Below are 19,104 nucleotides of genomic sequence, written 5' to 3'. Positions count from 1 at the left end.
TTCTGTCGGGCCGGTAGGGGTGTTCGTGGTGCGCGCTCGGGCCGGGCCCCGTGGGGGCGGAGCCAGGCCCGAGCGGCGCGGCCCTCTATCCGGTCTTCTTCAGTCGCTGTGCGGTCTCGTCGGCGAGCGCGGTGATGGCGTTGCACCAGCGGCGCGCGGCGGTACGGACGCTCCGCTCGCTGGGCTGCTCTTCGAGGTCGGCCCGGACGCTGCCGAGGACGAGGTCGAAGCGTGCCCGTGCGGCGGTGAGCTTCAGGTGCTGCTCGCCCTGCTCGTCCACAGGTGTGGGTTCTGCTGTGGACAGATCAACCGTGGTGGTGACCGGCCATTCGCCGGGCTTGCGGTCGGTCACTGCTGGCCCCCGTCGCGCTGGATCCGGACGAGTTCGACGTAGGAGTGCAGCAGTTCAGGCAGATGCGTCTCGCGCTGCTCGTCATTGAGGAGTTCCCACGCCCTGGCGCCGACGACCACAGGCTGTTCACCTGGGTGCCGCTGCTCGCTCTGCATGACTGCGGCGTACAGGTCCGATTCATCGAAGCCGCTGACGACGTCTGCAAATTGGGCGTCCGCGTCGGGTACGGCCGCGAGGACGGCACGGCTGCCGTGCACGCGGTTGTTGTGGCCGTGCTCGGGGATGGTGAAGCTGCGCCCGGCGATACGCAGCAGGTTGTGGGTGATGGCCTTGGTCTCCGCGTTGTTGAACTTCGACGGGGACCGCTCCAACTGGTGGGCGAGGGCGAGCCACGCCTCGTCCGCCGCGGTCGATCGCAGGTAGGAGGCGCCGCAGGAGGCGTGCCACCAGGCGTGGAAGATCTTTGTGATCTGCTGGCCGGCGGCCGGGATCCTGTCGCAGCCGGGGCAGATGCTGCCCCACGGCACGGTGTGGACGGTGCCGCCGTCGGACACCGGTCGAGGGCCGCCGGGGAAGGCGCCCTTGGACTCGGAGAGGCTGAGACGGATCTGCTGCTTTTCGCTCACGCTGCTGCCTCCGTGCTGCTGGGCCGGGAGAGGGGGTGGCCGCGTCGTTGAGGGCGGCTCGCATGGCGTGGATGTCGTTGCCGAGCTGGATGAGCTGGTCAGCCAGGGCGCCGAGCTGGGCGTCGTCGGGGGTCATCTCGTGCCGGGCCCAGAAGCTGAGCCAGACCTTGGCCGGGCCCTCGAACGCCGTGTCCTGGTACAGATCAACGGTGACCAAGGACGAACCGGGCTGGTCCGGGTCGGCCACGGTCCTGCGGGGGCCCTGGTGTACGGGCTCGCCGTTGTCGCCCTGCTTGATGTGGTCGGTGCACCAGCCGATGCCGGTCGGGCAGTCGCTCATGCGCGCTCGTCCTTGGGAACCGCCGGAGTGGCCAGCCGCTCCGCTACGGCAGCCTCGTCCTCGGGGAAGTCCCCGGCGGACGCCTCTACGAGGTGGTCCCGAACCGCGCGGAGCTGGGGGAGGAACTGCTCCAGCCGCTCGATCAGCCGGTCGGTCTCCTCGACGTCGAGTTCGAGGGTCTGCCGGTCGACGTCCACCCAGACCTGGGTCTTCACGCCCCAGATGTGCGGGTCCTGGTTGAGCTGGATTACACGGGCGGCGAGAACGAGGCTCTCTCCGTCGCCGGGATCCCTGTCGGCGAAGGGGATGGGCGAGGGCGCGGTGACCTCCGGCCCTTCGTGGGTCTCGGAGGTGTACGGCGCGCCGTGCTTGATGACGCACCAGTCGGGGCACAGGTGCTTGGCCATCCACTCCGGGCCCCGCTGGGCAGCGGTGAGCAGGTCCTTGCTGGCGGGCGCGGGCGGTCCCTCAGCACGGTCCGCAAGGGCGAGGACCTCGTCCAGGTGGCGGCTGATCTCGCGCACCCGCTCCCGGGCCTGCGCCGGGGTGAGGTCCAGGTCGAGGAACCCGACCACCGGCGCCTTGCCGTCCTCCGCGTGGAGGCCGACCGGAAGCAGGTGTTCCCCGTATCCGTCCACGCTCGGCAGTGCGATGAGCTTGGACCAGCACAGATCGTCGTGGCCATCGGGCTCCTTGCACCAGCCGTACTTCGTGCACACGGCGGGCGGGGCGGCTTCTACTACGGTCTGCGGCGGGACGAGGCCGTGCTTGACGAGCAAGCCGGTGGTCAGTTGGGCGAACTCCGCCGGGTCGATCCGCTCGGCGAGGCCGGGCAGCGCGGTCAGCACCTGAGTGGCGATCTCCGCGCCGACGGCGGTGGCGCTCCGGGCGGACTCGTACCGGTCGGCGAGGTCGTCGAACGCGGTGAGCTGAGCGCGCGCCTCGGCGGTCTTGGCGCGGAGCTGGGCGGGGGTGATCTCGCGGGTGTCGTGTTGGTTGTGGCTGGTGGAGGCGATGAGCATGGGCTGCCCGGTGTCGCTGTCGGTCATGATTTCGGCGTCGAGAACGAGGCTGACGGACTGACTGGGGACCGGCTGTCGACTGTCGGCGGCGGGCGGTACCGTTGTCTTCACGAGTGCTCACCAGTCTTCTTCGCAGTGGATTCGTTGCTGTGCTCGTCCGAAGCCGTCGCGGTTGCACCCGTGGCGGCTTCGCTGTTTTCGGGAAGGTGGAGCCAGGTCAGGACGTCGGCGGTCCTGACGAACTGCTTACGCCCGAGACGGACGGTCTCCACGGGGAGCCGCTTCTGAGCGGCGAGCAGGTAGGTGGTCGACTCGGAGAACCGGCAAACGCCGCGTCCGAAGTCGGGCCACAGAGGCATCAGCGGCGGCCGGGCGTAGATCTCGCCAATCGTGAGCGATGTCGTCATACCGACGCCCTCTCGCGTTCGGCGAGCCACGCGTCGACAGCGGTGCGCCGGTAGACGACATCACGGCCCAGACGGAACCCAATAGGGCCGACCTTGCGGTAGCGCCATCCGCGCACGGTGGCAACGGGCTTGCGCAGGTACGCGGCAACTTCGCTGGTGGTGAGCAGGTCAGGAGTTTCCTGATCGGGCATTTCCCCTCCTTGCGCGCCCGTTGAGGAGTGGTCCCCAACGAGACAAGACGCAACATTATGAGCAACGTTGGGAGCTGTCAAACAGATAGCCGCAACCCAGTGCCAGTTCCACAACGGTAGCCCCAGCGTTAGGGGTTGGTGCCCTCTTGCGGTCCGCTACCAACCGGCCCCAGTCTTGCGAGTAACGTTGCTAAGCGTTGAGTAGAAATGAGGAGTCATGGACACAACGGCTTGGCCCGTCGAGAACTGGGCCACCCTTGGCGAGCAGATCGCGAAGGCGCGGCGCGGCAAAGGCTGGGACCAGGCAGAACTTGCCCGCCGATCAGGGAACTCGCCCAATACGATCAGCAACTACGAGCGCGGGCGCCCGACGCAGAGCCGACGGATCCCGACAGGCCTCTTGCGAGTGGCGCAGGCCCTCGGCTGGCCGCCGGACGCAGTGCAAGAGATCCTCTCGGGTACCGATCCAGCATGGGTCGTCGGACAGCCCGACCTCTTCAGCCTTGCAGGAGAGCACGCGAAGGCAGTTCCAGCAGCCGTGAGCTCTGTCGAACCCAAGGCGCCGGGCTTCATGAATGCGGAGCTGCTGGAGTCTGGCGCGCTGGCACACGATGCATTTGTGCGACAGATGAAGCGTTATCGCAAATTGCAAGGAGTATCACCCGAGGAGCTTGCGGAGCGGATTGCGGAGATCGGCGGAGAGCTTTCCGTCAATGATCTGAAGCGTCTGGAGAATGGCACCCGAATCGTGAGGCCAGACGAGGGTGAATTGATCGCCCAAGCTCTGGGCAGCACAGTGGATTGGATTGTTGGATCAGGGTTCGCTTATGAAGCGCCGGACGCGATGAAAGTTCCCCCCACTGCCGATGAGCTACAGACGGAAGCGAAGGCCATGGAGCAGCGCATGACCCAGGCGGGCATGCGCGTGAACGGTGCCCGCATGCAGCTTGAGCAGGCCAGACAGGCGGAGGCGGCTGCTCGACGGCAAGCTCAGGTCGCAATGGCTGTTCTTACACAGGCCGAAGCGGTACAGCGAGATATTGAGCGAAGCTATCAATACCTGCTCGGGCGTATCGATTCCATCCGAGCAGCGAACGGAGACGATCTGATCATTCAGTCCTATCCCGTTTACGAAGAGAGCGACAGACAATCGGGGCAATGAAGGCCCAACCATTAGAGGGGTTTCTCATGAAGGGCTCTACATACCGCCGCTGCTACTGTCGCAGCGACGAAGGAAAAGTGCTAGGCAAGTCCTGCCCGCAGCTCACCAGCCGCAGACACGGGGTGTACGCCGTACGCCAGGAGTTGCCCGCGCGCGGCGACGGCGGCCGGCGCAGCTTCAGCCGGTCCGGATACGAGACCGCGAAGAAGGCGCAAGAGGTCCTGGACCAGGTTCGCGCTCTGCTCGCCCTGCCTGACGGGGATGACGCCGAGGGCCAGGTCCGCATAGGCGACCTGCTGGAGACAGTCAGCAAGGACCAGAAGGCGCCACTGCCCAACCTCGAACAGACTCGTCGCCGCTTCCGCGCGGGGCAACCACTCGTCAGCCAACTGACCGTCGGGGACTGGCTGGACGAGTGGCACGCCGCGAAGAAGAAGCGCAAGACCACCCTGCGCGGGTACGGCTCGCACATCAAAGTGCACCTCAAACCCGGCATCGGGCACCTGCTCCTGGACCGGCTGAACGTCGGGCATCTGACCGAGTTCTTCGACGCCATCGACGACATGAACGAAACGATCGAGGCCGAGAACGCGCAGCGGCGCGAGCAGGAGCAGCGGGCGACCTGGGGGAAGCGGTCCCGGCCTCCGGCCTCCGAGACGGCCCGCCTGGAGGCCGAGCGCGCGAAGCTGGCGGCAATGCCCCCGTACCGGCGCATCACGGGGCCGGCGACCCAACAGAGAATCCGCGCGACCCTACGCGCCGCGCTGAACGCCGCCATCGCCCAGCAGTTGCTCACGTTCAATCCGGCCGCGCACGTCGAGCTGGAGTCTGGCAAGCGCCCGAAGGCGGTCCTGTGGTCGGCTGAGCATGTCGAGCGCTGGCGGGAGACCGGTGAGAAGCCGTCAGCGGTCATGGTGTGGACGCCGGAACAGGTCGGTGCGTTCCTGGACCATGCCGAAGGGGATCGGCTGTACGCGCTGTTTCACCTGATCGCCTTCCGTGGCTTGCGCCGCGGCGAGGCGGTCGGTCAGGCGTGGGCGGACGTCGACCTCGGAGCCGAGATCCTCCGCGTCTCGAAGACGATCGTGCAGGACGGCTGGACCCCGATGGAGAGCAAGCCGAAGACGGAGGACAGCGAGGCCCTGATCGCGCTCGGGCCCGGCACCACGCAGGTCCTGCTGGAGCACCGCGTCAGGCAGATGGACGAACGGCAGGAGCGGCTCGGGAAGAGGCTGCCGTGGTCGGAGACGGGCAAGGTGTTCGTGCAGGAGGACGGTTCCTGGCTGCACCCCGAGAAGGTGTCGGACGTCTTCCGCCGGCTGTGCCGTGAGGCGGATCTGCCTCCGATCAATCTCCGAGATCTACGCCATGTGGCTGCGACGTTGATCCATGCGGGTGGAGGTGACATCCACACGATCAAGGAAACGCTCCGGCACGGAACGATTCAGCTAACGTCCGACACGTACACCAGTCTTCTGCCCCAGGTCGACAAGGAGGTTGCGAGGAATGCCGAAGCTGTGGTCCCCCGTGCCCGCCGTGAACGGCCGTCCGGCACACCCGCTCACGCACCGCTCACGCAAGGCCCTGTAGACGACTGAGCGCCCCACGTGGTCTGAACCACGTGGGGCGCTCGGATGCCAGGTGGGAACGATTCCTCGAACACTCGTGCCGGTGGGGCGGGTGGGACTCGAACCCACGACCGACGGATTATGAGTCCGCTGCTCTAACCGGCTGAGCTACCGCCCCTAACGGCGCGTCGCGCACATTTGTGCGCGCCGTCTGCCGCAGCATAGCCGCTCATACGATCTCCTGCCTCGGATGGTCGGCATCGCTCTGACCTTGAGGACTTCGGCGCGGCCCACCCGGTTCCGGGAACGTCGTAGAACAGTTGTAGAACAGACGAAAAAGGACCCCGAAGGGCCCTTCCCGCTCTCCTGCTCCCCCGGCTGGACTCGAACCAGCAACCCTCCGGTTAACAGCCGAATGCTCTGCCAATTGAGCTACAGGGGATCGCGCTCCCCCGACTGGACTCGAACCAGTAACCTGCCGGTTAACAGCCGGCTGCTCTGCCAATTGAGCTACAGGGGATTGCTGCGTGTGCACCGAACGTACCTACCGGGGTCCCCCCGGGCGGCGAACGTCCGCTGCGACACATACATTAGCGCAAGCAGGGGGGTGTTCCGCCAATCGCTATCGACCCGGGTCAGCTCGGGTGATCCCGGGCCCCGACGGGTAGGCGGAAGGCACAGACGGACACTAGGAAGGGTGGAGCCATGCGGTACCGCCTCGCATTCATCGCGGGACTGGCTTGCGGTTACGTGCTCGGCACACGTGCTGGGCGCGAGCGCTACGAGCAGCTCAAGAAGTCGGTACGCGAGGTGTCCCAGAACCCGGCCGTGCGCAACGCCGCCGAGACCGCCGCGCAGACCGGACGCGAGGTCGCGGGCAAGGCGTACCACTCGATGAGCGGCGTCATGGGAGACCGGGTGCCGGACTCCGTCGCACAGCGGGTGCGCTCGCTGCGGCAGCGCAGCCAGAACGGGCAGGACGACTGGGGTACGAGCAACACCTGACCGTCCCCCACTGCTCACACGTGCCCCCGGGGCCCGGCGGCTCGCCCGCCGGGCCCCGTCGCCGTACACACCGCGGTGCGCCCCGCGCCGTCCCGGCAGCGTCCGGCGCGTCGCGCGTGCGGCAGAATCGGGTTCATGGGAATAGTCGCCGGGTTGGACAGTTCGTCCGGGTTCACACGCGTCGTGGTCTGCGACGCGGACACGGGTGCCGTGCTGCGGCAGGGTTACGCGCAGCATCCGGTCGACCCGAAGGCCACCGAGATCGACCCGCAGGCCTGGCTGCTCTCCCTCGGCGAGGCCGCGTCCGGCGGGCTGCTCGAAGGTGTGCAGGCCATCGGCGTCTCGGCGCAGCAGCACGGCATGGTGGCGCTGGACCAGCAGGGCAATCTCGTACGGCCGGCGCTGCTCGGCAACGACAAGCGCGCGCAGGTCGCCGCGGCGGATCTGGCCGAGGCGCTGGGCGGGCGGCAGGCCTGGGCCGAGGCGGTCGGTTCCGTACCGCAGTCGGGGCAGGTGGTCGCCAAGCTGCGGTGGATGGCGCGGACCGAGCCGGAGGCGGCGCAGCGCACCGCGCTGGTGCTCCAGCCGCACGACTGGCTGGTCTGGCAGCTCCTCGGGCGTCCGGCACGCCGGACGACGGACCGGGGCGAGGCGTCGGGGACCGGCTACTGGTCGGCGCGTACGGGCTCGTACCGGCCGGATCTCGTGGAGCTGGCGCTCGGACGCCAGGCCGAGCTGCCGGAGGTGCTCGGACCGGCGGACACGGCGGGGACGACGCCCGAGGGGCTGCTGATCTCGGCCGGGACCGGCGAGACCATGGCCGCCGCCTTCGGTCTTGGTGTGGCGGTCGGGGACGCGGTGGTGTCGCTCGGGGCGTCGGGTTCGGTGATGGCCGTGCACCACGAGGCGCTCGCCGATCCGGCCGGGCTGATCACGTCCTTCGCCGACGCGACCGGGATGCATCTGCCGGTCGTGCACACGCTGAACGCCGTCAGGGCGCTGCGGGGTACGGCGGAGCTGCTGGGCACGGAGGACCTCGCCGAACTGTCCGAGCTGGCGCTGAAGTCGACACCCGGCTCGTCGGGGCTGGTGTTCCTGCCGTATCTGGAGGGCGAGCGGACCCCCCAGCTCCCGCACACTGCGGGCACGCTGACCGGGCTGCGGCGCGAGTCGATGAAGCCGGAGCATCTCGCGCGGGCGGCGTTCGAGGGGATGCTGTGCTCGCTCGCCGACGCGATGGACGTACTGCGCGGACGCGGGGTCGAGGTGCGGCGGGTGTTCCTGCTGGGGGCCGCCGCCGAGCTGCCCGCCGTACAGGCCCTGGCCCCGGCGATCTTCGGGGCGCAGGTCGTCGTACCGCAGCCCGCCGACTACGCGGCGATCGGCGCGGCACGGCAGGCGGCGTGGGCGCTCGGTGTGGCGCACGGCACACTCGCCCCGCACACCCCGCCGCTCTGGCAGGGCGCGGCGGCCCAGGTCTTCGAGCCGGGTGACGACGCGGCGGTCGGCACGGCGGTACGCCAGCAGTACGTGGCCACCCGCGAACAGATCCACCCGGCGGCCTTCGGCGCCTGAGCGCCCGGCCCGAGCCGGGCCAGCCTGGCAGGCGCGGGCCCACAACACGAGCGCGAGCGCGGGCCTGAACTCGGGCGCCGACGTCGGCATGGGAACGCAGGTAGGCGTGGGAGGCTGGTGGGTGGGCGCCGGCCCGCGAGGCCGGTGGGTGGCACGGGCGCGGTAAGCCGGCCGGTCGCGCGGCGCGGGAAGTCGGCGGGGCGCGCGGGCGCCGGGGTCGAAGGGTTTCGTGCGCCCGGCAGGCTGCTCGCTGTCTTGACCCGTCCTTGGACATAAATCCTTGGGGCTCCGTGGCGGACGTGCCGCAAGATGGGGGCTGACCTCTGCCCCCGATCTCGCGGCCCCCGTCCCGCCGCCGACCCCGAGAGACTGCGCGTGCTGCTACGACTTCTGCGAGCCCATCTCGCCCCGTACAAAAGACCCATAGCCCTGCTGGTGGCGCTCCAGCTTCTGCAGACCTGCGCCACCCTCTATCTGCCCACTCTCAACGCCGACATCATCGACAGCGGTGTGGTGAAGGGTGATTCCGGTTACATCCTGAAGTTCGGCGGCATCATGATCGCCGTCAGTGTGGTCCAGGTGCTCTGCAACATCGGCGCCGTCTACTACGGCGCGCGGACCGCCTCGGCCCTCGGCCGGGACGTACGGGCCGCCATCTTCGGGCGCGTACAGAGCTTCTCCGCGCGTGAGGTGGGTCACTTCGGTGCCCCGTCGCTGATCACCCGTACCACCAATGACGTCCAGCAGGTGCAGATGCTGGTCCTGATGTCGTTCACGCTGATGGTGTCCGCGCCCATCATGTGTGTCGGTGGCATCATCATGGCGCTCGGCCAGGACGTACCGCTCTCCGTGGTGCTGCTCGCCGTCGTCCCGCTGCTCGCCGTCTCCGTCGGCCTCATCGTCAAGAGGATGCGGCCGCTGTTCCGTACGATGCAGACCCGTCTCGACACGGTGAACCGGGTGCTGCGCGAGCAGATCACCGGAAACCGCGTGATCAGGGCGTTCGTACGCGACGAGTACGAGAAGGACCGTTTCCGCGAGGCCAACACCGGGCTGACCGATGTCGCCCTGTCCACCGGCCGGCTGATGGCGCTGATGTTCCCGACCGTGATGACGGTGGTGAACCTGTCGTCGATCGCCGTCGTCTGGTTCGGCGCGCACCGCATCGACAGCGGCGGGATGGAGATCGGCGCGCTGACCGCGTTCCTCGCGTATCTGATGCAGATCGTGATGGCCGTGATGATGGCCACCTTCATGTTCATGATGGTGCCGCGCGCCGAGGTGTGCGCCGAGCGCATCGAGGAGGTGCTGGACACCAGGTCGAGCGTCGTACCGCCGGAGAACCCGGTACGGGAGCTTCGCCGGCACGGTCACCTGGAGGTTCGGAACGCGGAGTTCCGGTTCCCCGGTGCCGAGGAGCCCGTTCTGCGGGACGTGTCCCTGATCGCCAGGCCCGGCGAGACGACCGCCGTCATCGGCTCGACGGGCAGTGGCAAGTCGACACTTCTCGGCCTCGTACCACGGCTGTTCGACGCCACCGGCGGACAGGTGCTGGTCGACGGGCAGGACGTACGGGAAATCGATCCCGTACTGCTGGCGAAGACCGTGAGCCTGGTGCCGCAGAAGCCGTATCTCTTCTCCGGGACGGTCGCGACCAATCTGCGGTACGGCAATCCCGACGCGACCGACGAGGAGCTGTGGCACGCCCTGGACGTGGCGCAGGCGCGGGACTTTGTCACCGGTCTGGAGGGCGGGCTGAACGCGCCCATCGCGCAGGGCGGTACGAATGTCTCGGGCGGCCAGCGGCAGCGCCTCGCGATCGCGCGGACGCTGGTGCAGCGGCCGGAGATCTATCTCTTCGACGACTCGTTCTCGGCGCTGGACTACGCGACGGACGCGGCGCTGCGCGCGGCGCTGGCGCGGGAGACCGCGGAGGCGACCGTACTGATCGTCGCCCAGCGGGTGTCCACGATCCGTGACGCCGACCGGATCGTGGTCCTGGACGAGGGCCGGGTCGTCGGAGCGGGCCGCCATCACGAACTGATGGCGGAGAACACGACATACCGGGAGATCGTGCTCTCCCAGTTGACCGAGGCGGAGGCTGCCTGATGAGCGGTCCTGGCGGACGCATGATGATGGCCGCGGGCCCGACCCAGCGGTCCATGGACTTCAAGGGCTCCGGAAAGCGGCTGCTGCGGCAGCTCACCCGGGAGCGGGTCACCCTCTGGTGGATGTTCGGCACGATCGTGCTGAGCGTGGCGCTGTCGGTGGTGGGCCCGAAGATCCTCGGCCGGGCGACCGACCTGATCTTCGCGGGGGTGATCGGCCGGCAGACCCCGGCAGGCGTCTCCAAGGCGGAGACCGTCGAGGGGCTGCGGGCGAAGGGCGACGACGGACTGGCCGATCTGCTGTCGGGGGTGGACTTCACCCCCGGCCACGGCATCGACTTCGGCGCGGTCGGCGAGGTGCTGCTGGTGGTCCTGGTGATCTATGTGGCGGCCGGGCTGCTGATGCTGGTGTCGACGCGGCTCTCCATCCGGATCATCAACAACACGGTGTACCGGATGCGCGAGGACGTCCAGGCGAAGCTTTCGCGGCTGCCGCTGTCGTACTTCGACCAGCAGCCGCGCGGCGAGGTGCTCAGCCGTGTGACCAACGATGTCGACAACATCTCGCAGACCATGCAGCAGACCATGGGCCAGCTCATCAACTCGCTGCTGACGATCGTCGGTGTGCTGGTGATGATGTTCTGGATCTCGCCCCTGCTGGCGCTGGTCGCACTGGTGACCGTACCGCTGTCGGTGTTCGTCGCGGCGAAGGTCGGCAAGCGGTCGCAGCCGCAGTTCGTGCAGCAGTGGAAGGTCACCGGCACGCTCAACGCCCATATCGAGGAGATGTACACCGGCCACGCGCTGGTGAAGGTCTTCGGGCGGCAGGACGAGTCGGCCGAGCTGTTCCGCGAGCAGAACGACCAGCTCTACGAGGCGGGTTTCAAGGCGCAGTTCAACAGCGGGATCATGCAGCCGCTGATGCTCTTCATCTCCAACATCAACTATGTGCTGATCGCGGTCGTGGGCGGGCTGCGGGTCGCGTCCGGCACGCTGTCGATCGGTGATGTGCAGGCGTTCATCCAGTATTCGCGGCAGTTCTCGATGCCGCTGACGCAGGTCGCCTCGATGGCCAACCTGGTGCAGTCCGGAGTCGCTTCCGCCGAGCGGATCTTCGAGTTGCTGGACGCGGTGGAGCAGGAGCCCGACGCGCCGTCCGTCGAGCGGCTGCGCAAGCAGCGGGGACGGGTGGAGATCGAGCACCTCTCGTTCCGGTACGAGCCGGAAAAGCCGCTGATCGACGATCTGTCGCTGTCGGTGGAGCCGGGCCAGACGGTCGCGATCGTCGGCCCGACCGGCGCGGGCAAGACCACGCTGGTCAATCTGCTGATGCGGTTCTACGAGGTGACCGGCGGCCGGATCACCCTGGACGACATGGACATATCCAGGATCTCGCGCGCCGAACTGCGGTCCGGGATAGGCATGGTGCTCCAGGACACCTGGCTCTTCGGCGGCACCATCGCGGAGAACATCGCGTACGGCGCGGCGCGCGAGGTCACCCGGGAAGAGATCGAGGAGGCGGCGCGGGCGGCCCACGCCGACCGGTTCGTCCGTACGCTCCCCGACGGGTACGACACGGTGATCGACGACGAGGGCTCGGGGGTCAGCGCCGGCGAGAAGCAACTGATAACCATCGCGCGGGCGTTCCTGTCCGACCCCGTGATCCTGGTGCTCGACGAGGCGACCAGTTCGGTGGACACCCGTACCGAAGTACTGATCCAGAAGGCGATGGCGCGGCTGGCGCACGGCAGGACCAGCTTTGTGATCGCGCACCGGCTGTCCACGATCCGGGACGCGGATGTGATTCTGGTGATGGAGAACGGCTCGATCGTCGAACAGGGCACGCATGACGAGCTGCTGGCGGCGGAGGGTGCGTACGCGCGCCTGTACGCGGCGCAATTCGCGCAGGCGGTGGCGGAGGTCGACTGACAAGGTCGACTGAGCAGGCCGGCCGAGGCGGGCTTACGCGATACCGGGCGCCGCGTCCCTCCGGGGGCGCGGCGCCCGGCTTTCGGCCCTCGGGGTCCTTTCGGCCCTTCGGAGCCCGGGTCTTCCGGCTGTTCAGTCCAGGTAGCCGCGGAGCTGGTCGGCGAAGGCGTGGTCGCGGAGCCGGCTGAGGGTCTTGGACTCTATCTGCCGTATCCGCTCCCGCGTCACACCGAAGAGCCTGCCGATCTCCTCCAGGGTGCGGGGCCGCCCGTCGGCGAGTCCGTACCGCAACTGGACCACCTTGCGTTCGCGTTCGCCGAGGGTGGAGAGCACCGCCTCCAGGTGCTCGCGCAGCAGCAGGAAGGCGGCGGACTCGACCGGGGACGCGGCGTCGCCGTCCTCGATCAGATCGCCGAGCGCGACATCGTCCTCCTCGCCCACCGGGGCATGCAGGGAGACGGGTTCCTGGGCGAGCCGCAGCACCTCGGTGACCCGCTCGGCGGTGAGGTCGAGCTGGGCGGCGACCTCTTCGGGGGTCGGTTCGTAGCCGCGCTCCTGGAGCATCCGCCGCTGGACCCGCACCACGCGGTTGATCAGCTCGACGACATGGACCGGGACGCGGATCGTACGGGCCTGGTCGGCGAGTGCCCGGGACATGGCCTGCCGGATCCACCAGGTCGCGTATGTCGAGAACTTGTAGCCGCGGGCGTAGTCGAACTTCTCAACCGCCCTGATCAGGCCCAGATTTCCCTCCTGGACGAGATCGAGCATGGTCAGGCCCCGGCCCACATAGCGCTTGGCCACCGAGACGACGAGCCGCAGATTCGCCTCGATCAGCCGGCGCTTGGCCATTCTGCCGAGAACCACGAGCCGGTCCAGGTCGACGGCGAGCCGCGAGTCCAGGTCGGCGGCACCGCTGAGCTTCTCCTCGGCGAAGAGACCGGCCTCGACACGGCGGGCGAGGTCCACCTCCTCGACGGCGGTGAGCAGCGGTACGCGGCCAATCTCGCGCAGGTACTGGCGGAAGAGGTCGGAGGAGGGGCCGCCGGTGTCGGCGCGTGCGCTGCCGCGCGGCGGGGGCGGAGGGCTCTCCTCGGGCAGTTCCACGAGGTCTTCGCGGACGGGCTCTTCGCGGAGGGGGTGTTCGCGGAGGGAGTCTTCGCGCTCGCGGAACGATTCGTCTCTCAGGGGGCTTTCGCGTTCTTCGCGTTCATGGAGAAGGCCTTCACCCTCGCTGAGCGGATCCGGGGCGGCTGCCTCGGCCGTCTCCGGGTGGTGCGCCGCGCGGCTCTGGGGCGGAACGCCCACCGCGAACCCGGCCGGAACCAGGTCCGGGGCCAGGTCCGGGACCGCCTGCTGCGGCGTCTTCGGGGGCACGTCCGGTGGCACGGTCAGGGTGGGAGTCGGGGTCTGGGTCTGCACGGGGGGCGACCTCCAAGGTGATCGCTGCCGGTTCGGGGGGCGTACGGCAGCGGGACGGAGGCGGCCGGGCCCTGCTCCGTCCCGTACACAATGAGCGGATCCGCGGGGGTGAGGCGCCCACCGTCGGCAGGCCGGCCGCGCTCCGGAAGAACTCAGGCACCGCACCCCAGTGTGGGGTACGACACATGGCTGTCACGAGGGGCGTGCGATGACTTTCTGCGTCCCGTGCGTAACCGTGCCGTTACCGAGGGGGGCGCGCAAGGGGGGCGAAGGGTGTACGAGGGGGGTGCGCAGGGGTGCGTAAGTGCGCGAACGCGCCGACGGTGAGGTGCCCGCCGGACACGGCCTTGCCCCACCGGACACGGCCTTGCCGACACGCCCGTCAGAGCGCGGCGGCGCCCTGGGCGCGGAGCGACTGGCCGTACTGCTGGAGCACCCACAGCTCGTTCTGTACGGCGGCGAGGTGGTCCGGCGCCGCCTGCGTGCCGAGCCGGGTCAGTGTGCCGGTCACCTCGCGGACGCGCCGGTCGACGGCGCGCAGCCGTACCTGTACGAGCTGCTCGCCCGCGTAGATCTCGTCGATCGACTTGCCGTGGAACACCTCGACCGCCAGCTCGGTGACCATGGCGCGCACCGCGTCGTTCGGCGCGGCCTCGCGGACCCGGGCCAGATACTCCGGCGCGGACGCCAATCCCTGTTCGGCGCCGCCGGCCTCCGCTATGGCACGGCGTACGGCGGCGTACGGCGGGGCGGTGAACTCGTCCTCGCCGTACGCGTCGAAGGCCGGGGAGACCAGTTCGGGCCGCTGGAGCGCGAGCTTCAGCAGCTCGCGCTCGGTGCGGTGGGCGGGGCTGCGCAGATTGAGCGCGGGCCCGGACACGGCCGGTCCCGCGGACCCGGGGCCGTACGCGCCGGGTCCCGCCGCACCCGGCTGTGACCGGTTCTCGGGCGTCTGCGCTCCGGAGCGCGCGCCCGGCCCCTGCGCCGGCCCCCTGCCGCCGCGGTCGCGCGCCCAGCGCGCGACCCGGGCCACGCGCGCGACCACGAACTGGGTGTCCAGGATCCCGAGGATCCCCGCGAGCTGGACCGCGACCTCGTGCTGCGACGCGCCGTTCTTGATCCGCGCCACGATCGGCGCGGCCTCGTCCAGCGCCGCCGCGCGCCCCGCCGGGGTCTCCAGGTCGTACCGCGAGACGATCTGGCGGATCGCGAACTCGAACAGCGGCGTACGCGGTTCGACCAGGTCCTGTACGGCTTCGTCGCCCTTGGCGAGCCGCAGGTCGCACGGGTCCATGTTGTCGGGGGCGATGGCGATATAGGTCTCGGCGGCGAACTTCTGGTCGTCCTCGAAGGCGCGCAGCGCGGCCTTCTGGCCGGCCGCGTCCCCGTCGAACGTGAAGATCACCCGGGCGCTGCCGTTGTCCATCAGCAGCCGTCGGAGGATCTTGATGTGCTCGCCGCCGAAGGCCGTGCCACACGTCGCGATGGCGGTGGTGACCCCGGCGAGATGACAGGCCATCACATCGGTGTAGCCCTCGACGACCACGGCCCGGCTGGACTTGGCGATGTCCTTCTTGGCCAGGTCGACCCCGTACAGCACCTGGGACTTCTTGTAGATCGGGGTCTCGGGGGTGTTCAGATACTTCGGGCCGTTGTCGTCCTCGCGGAGCTTGCGCGCGCCGAAGCCGACCACCTCGCCCGAGATATCGCGGATGGGCCACATCAGCCGGCCGCGGAAGCGGTCGATCGGGCCACGGCGGCCGTCCTGGGAGAGCCCCGAGAGCAGCAGTTCCTTGTCGGTGAAGCCCCTGCCGCGCAGATAGCGGGTGAGATGGTCCCAGCCGGCCGGGCTGTAGCCGACACCGAAGTGCTCGGCCGCCGCCTGGTCGAAGCCGCGCTCCGCCAGGAACGTACGGCCGATCTCGGCCTCCGGGCCGCCGAGCTGCTCCGCGTAGAACTGCGCGGCGATCTTGTGCGCCTCGACCAGCCGGGTGCGCTCGCCGCGCTGGCTCGCCGGGTTGTAGCCGCCCTCCTCGTACCGGAGGGTGATGCCCGCGCGCGCGGCGAGCCGCTCGACCGTCTCGGAGAACGAGAGATGGTCGATCTTCATGACGAAGGCGATGGTGTCCCCGCCCTCCTGGCAGCCGAAGCAGTGGAAGAGACCCTTGCCCGGACTCACCTGGAAGGAGGGGGACTTCTCGTCGTGGAAGGGGCAGAGCCCCTTGAGATTGCCGCCGCCCGCGCTGCGTAGCTGGAGGTAGTCGGACACGACGGCGTCGATCGGGACGGCGTCCCGCACCGCCTTCACGTCGTCATCATTGATCCTGCCTGCCACGCGTGAATACTACGGGGGCGTACGGGCCGGACCGGTCGATGCCGGTCAGCCGTGGGGTGACGCCGGTCAGCCGTGGTGGGTGCGGCCCTGCCCGCCGACTCCGGGCGAACCGAGGGATCCGAGCGGGACGGCCGGGTCGGCCAGGGCGTCCGGGTCCTGCGGCTCGTCGGAGCGGACCAGCCGCTGGATGTCCTCGGTGACGTCCCAGACGTTGACGTTCATCCCGGCGAGCACCTTGCGGTCCTTCAGCCAGAACGCGATGAACTCGCGCTTTCCGGCATCGCCGCGCACCACCACCTGGTCGTACGAGCCGGGCGGCGCCCATCCCGAGTACTCCAGGCCCAGGTCGTACTGGTCGGAGAAGAAGTAGGGGACGCGGTCGTAGCTGACGTCCTGGCCGAGCATGGCGCGGGCGGCGGCCGGGCCTCCGTTGAGTGCGTTGGCCCAGTGCTCGACCCGTACGCGCGGTACGGACAGCGTCCCGCCCCAGCCGGTGACCGGCAGGGCGGCCACATCACCGGCCGCGTAGATGTCCGGGTCGGAGGTGCGCAGGGCGGTGTCCACGGCGATACCGCCGCCCAGGGCGCGGTCGGCGAGATCGAGACCGGCGGCCTCGGCGAGGGCGGTGCGCGGGGCGGCGCCGATGGCGGCGAGCACGTCGTGGGCGGGGTGTTCCTCGCCGTCGTCCGTACGGGCCGACAGGACCATGCCGTCCTGGCCGGTGATCTCGGTGAGCCGGACGCCGAAGTGGAACCGTACGCCGTGCTCCTGGTGCAGTTCGGTGAAGAGCTGCCCGAGCTCGGGGCCGATCACATGGTGGAGCGGGGTCGGCGCGGTCTCGACGACGGTGACCTCGGCGCCGTAACCGCGCGCGGCGGCCGCGACCTCCAGACCGATCCAGCCCGCGCCGGCGATCACGAGATGGCCGTTGTCGCGGCCCAGGGCGGCCAGCGTGCGGCGCAGCCGGTCCGCGTGGGCGAGCCGGCGCAGATGGTGGACTCCGGCGAGATCGGTGCCGGGGATGTCGAGCCGGCGCGGTTCGGCGCCGGTCGTCAGGAGCAGTTTGTCGTACCGCACGGAGGTGCCGTCGCCGAGGTGCACGCACCGCAGATCGCGGTCGATGGAGGTGACGGTCTGGCCGAGGTGCAGCTCGATCTCGGCCTGCGCGTACCAGGCGCGCTCGTGCACGAAGACGCTGTCCCTGCCCTCCTTGCCGGTGAGATACCCCTTGGAGAGCGGCGGACGTTCATACGGGTGGTCGCGCTCGTCGCCGATGAGGATCACCCGGCCGGTGAAACCCTCCGAACGAAGGGTTTCCGCGGCTTTCGCCCCGGCCAGCCCACCGCCGACGATGACAAAAGTCTGATGTGCGTCGACCACTTGATGCCTCCTCTTCGCGCTGCCGCCATCTGCGAGCCTCCCGCACGGAGCGTGATGGCGAAAGAGGGAGCGCTCCACGGGCATGTATCACTGCGTGATCCGGCTACCTTCGTACAGGCGCGGACCTGGAGCGGTGAGGCATGAGGGGCGCATGTCGCCCGGCCACGAGCGTCACCCGTCCATGATGCGCGGGAGCCGCGTGGGATGCGCGCGGGCACGGGGCTGGGCGGAGCGGGCCGATTCGGTTCTGCCAGGTCCGTCACGTCACGGCTGTCGGGCGCGCGGGTCCTTCGGGCACGCAGGTCCTTCAGGCGCGCAGGTCCGTCAGGCACGCAGGTCCGTCAGGCGCGGCCGGTGAGTCCCGTGTGCAGGGAGCGGGCCGAGGCGTCGGTGAGCGACGCGATCTGGTCGACGATGACCCGCTTGCGCGCCCGGTCGTCCCCGGCCGATTCGAACAGCGCCCGGAACTGCGGATCGAGGCCCTCCGGAGCGCGGGCGGTGAGCGCCTCCGCCAGCTCCGCCAGCACGATCCGCTGGTCGGCGCGGAGCGCTTCCTGCTCGGCACGCTGCATGACATAGCGGTCGGCGACGGCCTTGAGGACCGCGCACTCCAGACGTGCCGCGCGCGGGACGACCAGTTCCGCGCCGTACCGGGTGAGCGGCCCCGTACCGTACGCCTCGCGCGTCGCCGCCTCGGCGGCCAGACAGAACCGGCCGATGAGCTGGCTGGTGGCGTCCTTGAGGCGGGACTGCGCGACGGCGGAGCCGTCATAACCGCGCGGCCACCACTCCTGGTCCATCAGGCGGTCGAGCGCGGCGGACAGTTCCCCCGGATCGGTGTCCCGTGGCACATAACGTCCGATCGCCACCGCCCAGATCCCACGCCGTTCCGTCTCGGAGGAGAGCGCGGCGGGGTCGACATGGCCGGCGTGCAGACCGTCCTCGAAGTCGTGGACCGAGTACGCGACATCGTCGGACCAGTCCATGACCTGCGCCTCGAAGCAGATACGGTCCCCCGGGGCGCCCTTGCGTGCCCAGCCGAAGACAGGCAGGTCGTCCTCGTACACCCCGAACTTCAGCGAGCCCGGCCGGGTGGGGTGGGCGCCGCGCGGCCAGGGGTATTTGGTGGCGGCGTCCAGGGTGGCGCGGGTCAGATTGAGGCCGACGCTGACCAGGTCGCCCGTTTCCTCGAAGCGGACGAACCGTTTGGGCTCGATCCGGGTGAGCAGACGCAGCGACTGCGCGTTGCCCTCGAAGCCGCCGCAGTCCGCGGCAAAGTCGTTGAGGGCCTGTTCACCGTTGTGGCCGAAGGGCGGATGGCCCATGTCATGAGCGAGACAGGCCGCTTCGACGAGATCCGGGTCGCAGCCGAGCGCGGCGCCCAGTTCACGGCCGACCTGCGCGCACTCCAGGGAGTGGGTCAGCCGGGTCCGCGGGCTGGCGTCCCACTCCTGGCTCCGCGATCCGGGGGTGACCACCTGGGTCTTGCCCGCGAGCCGGCGCAGTGCCGCGGAGTGCAGCACGCGCGCGCGGTCGCGCTGGAAGGCGGTGCGGCCCGGACGCTTGTCGGGCTCGGGTGCCCAGCGTTCGGTTGCCGTTCCGTCATAGGTGCCCGATGTGCCCGCTGTGCCTGCCATGCACCGAAGGTAACCGGAGCGGGTGGCGTACGGGGGTCCGAGGGG

15 protein-coding genes and 3 tRNA genes are annotated in these 19,104 nt (G+C 69.4%); 6 read left to right on the top strand and 12 right to left on the bottom strand.

Annotation, left to right across the window (positions count from 1 at the left end; genetic code table 11):
• Window positions 1-85: 85 nt before the first annotated feature.
• The 5 genes from KQY30_RS24805 to KQY30_RS24785 all read right to left on the bottom strand — a co-directional run bounded on the left by KQY30_RS24805 (window position 86) and on the right by KQY30_RS24785 (window position 2,938).
• Window positions 86-352: a hypothetical protein gene (locus KQY30_RS24805; protein WP_217308714.1), complete on the bottom strand. Its 267-nt coding sequence runs from the start codon at window positions 350-352 to the stop codon at window positions 86-88.
• Window positions 349-978, bottom strand: a complete 630-nt coding sequence (locus KQY30_RS24800; protein WP_217308713.1) for a hypothetical protein — start codon at window positions 976-978, stop codon at window positions 349-351. The genes KQY30_RS24805 and KQY30_RS24800 overlap by 4 nt, the downstream gene beginning before the upstream one ends.
• A gap of 336 nt (window positions 979-1,314) precedes the next feature.
• Window positions 1,315-2,367, bottom strand: a complete 1,053-nt coding sequence (locus KQY30_RS24795) for a hypothetical protein (RefSeq protein WP_217308712.1) — start codon at window positions 2,365-2,367, stop codon at window positions 1,315-1,317.
• An 80-nt stretch (window positions 2,368-2,447) separates the two neighbouring features.
• Entirely contained in the window at window positions 2,448-2,747 is a 300-nt protein-coding gene (locus KQY30_RS24790) for a DNA-binding protein (protein WP_217308711.1), read from the bottom strand.
• Window positions 2,744-2,938 (bottom strand): helix-turn-helix domain-containing protein, encoded by a 195-nt coding sequence (locus KQY30_RS24785; protein WP_217308710.1) that lies wholly within the window; start codon window positions 2,936-2,938, stop codon window positions 2,744-2,746. Before KQY30_RS24785 ends, KQY30_RS24790 begins: the two co-directional genes overlap by 4 nt.
• 217 nt (window positions 2,939-3,155) lie before the next feature.
• Between KQY30_RS24785 and KQY30_RS24780 the strand changes: the two genes are divergently transcribed.
• Together KQY30_RS24780 and KQY30_RS24775 are read left to right on the top strand one after the other, a co-directional pair.
• Entirely contained in the window at window positions 3,156-4,100 is a 945-nt protein-coding gene (locus tag KQY30_RS24780) for a helix-turn-helix transcriptional regulator (protein WP_217308709.1), read from the top strand.
• A gap of 26 nt (window positions 4,101-4,126) precedes the next feature.
• Window positions 4,127-5,698 (top strand): tyrosine recombinase XerC, encoded by a 1,572-nt coding sequence (locus KQY30_RS24775; protein ID WP_217311306.1) that lies wholly within the window; start codon window positions 4,127-4,129, stop codon window positions 5,696-5,698.
• Between the two features lie 74 nt (window positions 5,699-5,772).
• Here the strand turns inward: KQY30_RS24775 and KQY30_RS24770 are convergent.
• The 3 genes from KQY30_RS24770 to KQY30_RS24760 all read right to left on the bottom strand — a co-directional run bounded on the left by KQY30_RS24770 (window position 5,773) and on the right by KQY30_RS24760 (window position 6,188).
• Window positions 5,773-5,846 (bottom strand) — tRNA-Ile (locus KQY30_RS24770).
• Window positions 5,847-6,037: 191 nt separating this feature from the next.
• A tRNA-Asn gene (locus KQY30_RS24765) sits at window positions 6,038-6,110 on the bottom strand.
• Between the two features lie 5 nt (window positions 6,111-6,115).
• A tRNA-Asn gene (locus tag KQY30_RS24760) sits at window positions 6,116-6,188 on the bottom strand.
• A 185-nt stretch (window positions 6,189-6,373) separates the two neighbouring features.
• Here KQY30_RS24760 and KQY30_RS24755 point away from each other — a divergent pair.
• The 4 genes from KQY30_RS24755 to KQY30_RS24740 all read left to right on the top strand — a co-directional run bounded on the left by KQY30_RS24755 (window position 6,374) and on the right by KQY30_RS24740 (window position 12,285).
• Entirely contained in the window at window positions 6,374-6,673 is a 300-nt protein-coding gene (locus KQY30_RS24755; protein WP_046505919.1) for a hypothetical protein, read from the top strand.
• 135 nt (window positions 6,674-6,808) lie between these two features.
• Window positions 6,809-8,248, top strand: coding sequence for an FGGY family carbohydrate kinase (locus KQY30_RS24750; protein ID WP_217308708.1), 1,440 nt, complete (start codon window positions 6,809-6,811; stop codon window positions 8,246-8,248).
• A gap of 375 nt (window positions 8,249-8,623) precedes the next feature.
• Window positions 8,624-10,357: an ABC transporter ATP-binding protein gene (locus KQY30_RS24745; protein WP_217308707.1), complete on the top strand. Its 1,734-nt coding sequence runs from the start codon at window positions 8,624-8,626 to the stop codon at window positions 10,355-10,357.
• Window positions 10,357-12,285 carry an ABC transporter ATP-binding protein gene (locus KQY30_RS24740; RefSeq protein ID WP_217308706.1) on the top strand — a complete coding sequence of 643 codons (1,929 nt, stop codon included), beginning with the start codon at window positions 10,357-10,359 and terminating at the stop codon, window positions 12,283-12,285. The genes KQY30_RS24745 and KQY30_RS24740 overlap by 1 nt, the downstream gene beginning before the upstream one ends.
• Window positions 12,286-12,417: 132 nt before the next feature.
• On the opposite strand, the gene KQY30_RS24735 is transcribed toward KQY30_RS24740, so the two are convergent.
• The 4 genes from KQY30_RS24735 to KQY30_RS24720 form a co-directional block, all read right to left on the bottom strand.
• On the bottom strand, window positions 12,418-13,593 hold the full coding sequence (locus KQY30_RS24735; RefSeq protein WP_217311305.1) for an RNA polymerase sigma factor: 1,176 nt from the start codon (window positions 13,591-13,593) through the stop codon (window positions 12,418-12,420).
• A gap of 496 nt (window positions 13,594-14,089) precedes the next feature.
• Window positions 14,090-16,042, bottom strand: coding sequence for a DNA primase (gene dnaG / locus KQY30_RS24730; protein WP_217308705.1), 1,953 nt, complete (start codon window positions 16,040-16,042; stop codon window positions 14,090-14,092).
• Window positions 16,043-16,108: 66 nt separating this feature from the next.
• A complete protein-coding gene (locus tag KQY30_RS24725; RefSeq protein ID WP_217308704.1) occupies window positions 16,109-17,422 on the bottom strand; it encodes an NAD(P)/FAD-dependent oxidoreductase in 1,314 nt (437 codons plus the stop codon).
• A 341-nt stretch (window positions 17,423-17,763) separates the two neighbouring features.
• Window positions 17,764-19,059 (bottom strand): deoxyguanosinetriphosphate triphosphohydrolase, encoded by a 1,296-nt coding sequence (locus tag KQY30_RS24720; protein ID WP_217308703.1) that lies wholly within the window; start codon window positions 19,057-19,059, stop codon window positions 17,764-17,766.
• Window positions 19,060-19,104 lie beyond the last annotated feature (45 nt).

The organism is Streptomyces sp. GMY02 (genome assembly GCF_019056675.1).
Classification (GTDB): domain Bacteria; phylum Actinomycetota; class Actinomycetes; order Streptomycetales; family Streptomycetaceae; genus Streptomyces; species Streptomyces odonnellii.
Note: the sequence above shows the minus strand (reverse complement) of the source record. Positions and strands in the feature narration are given on the sequence as shown.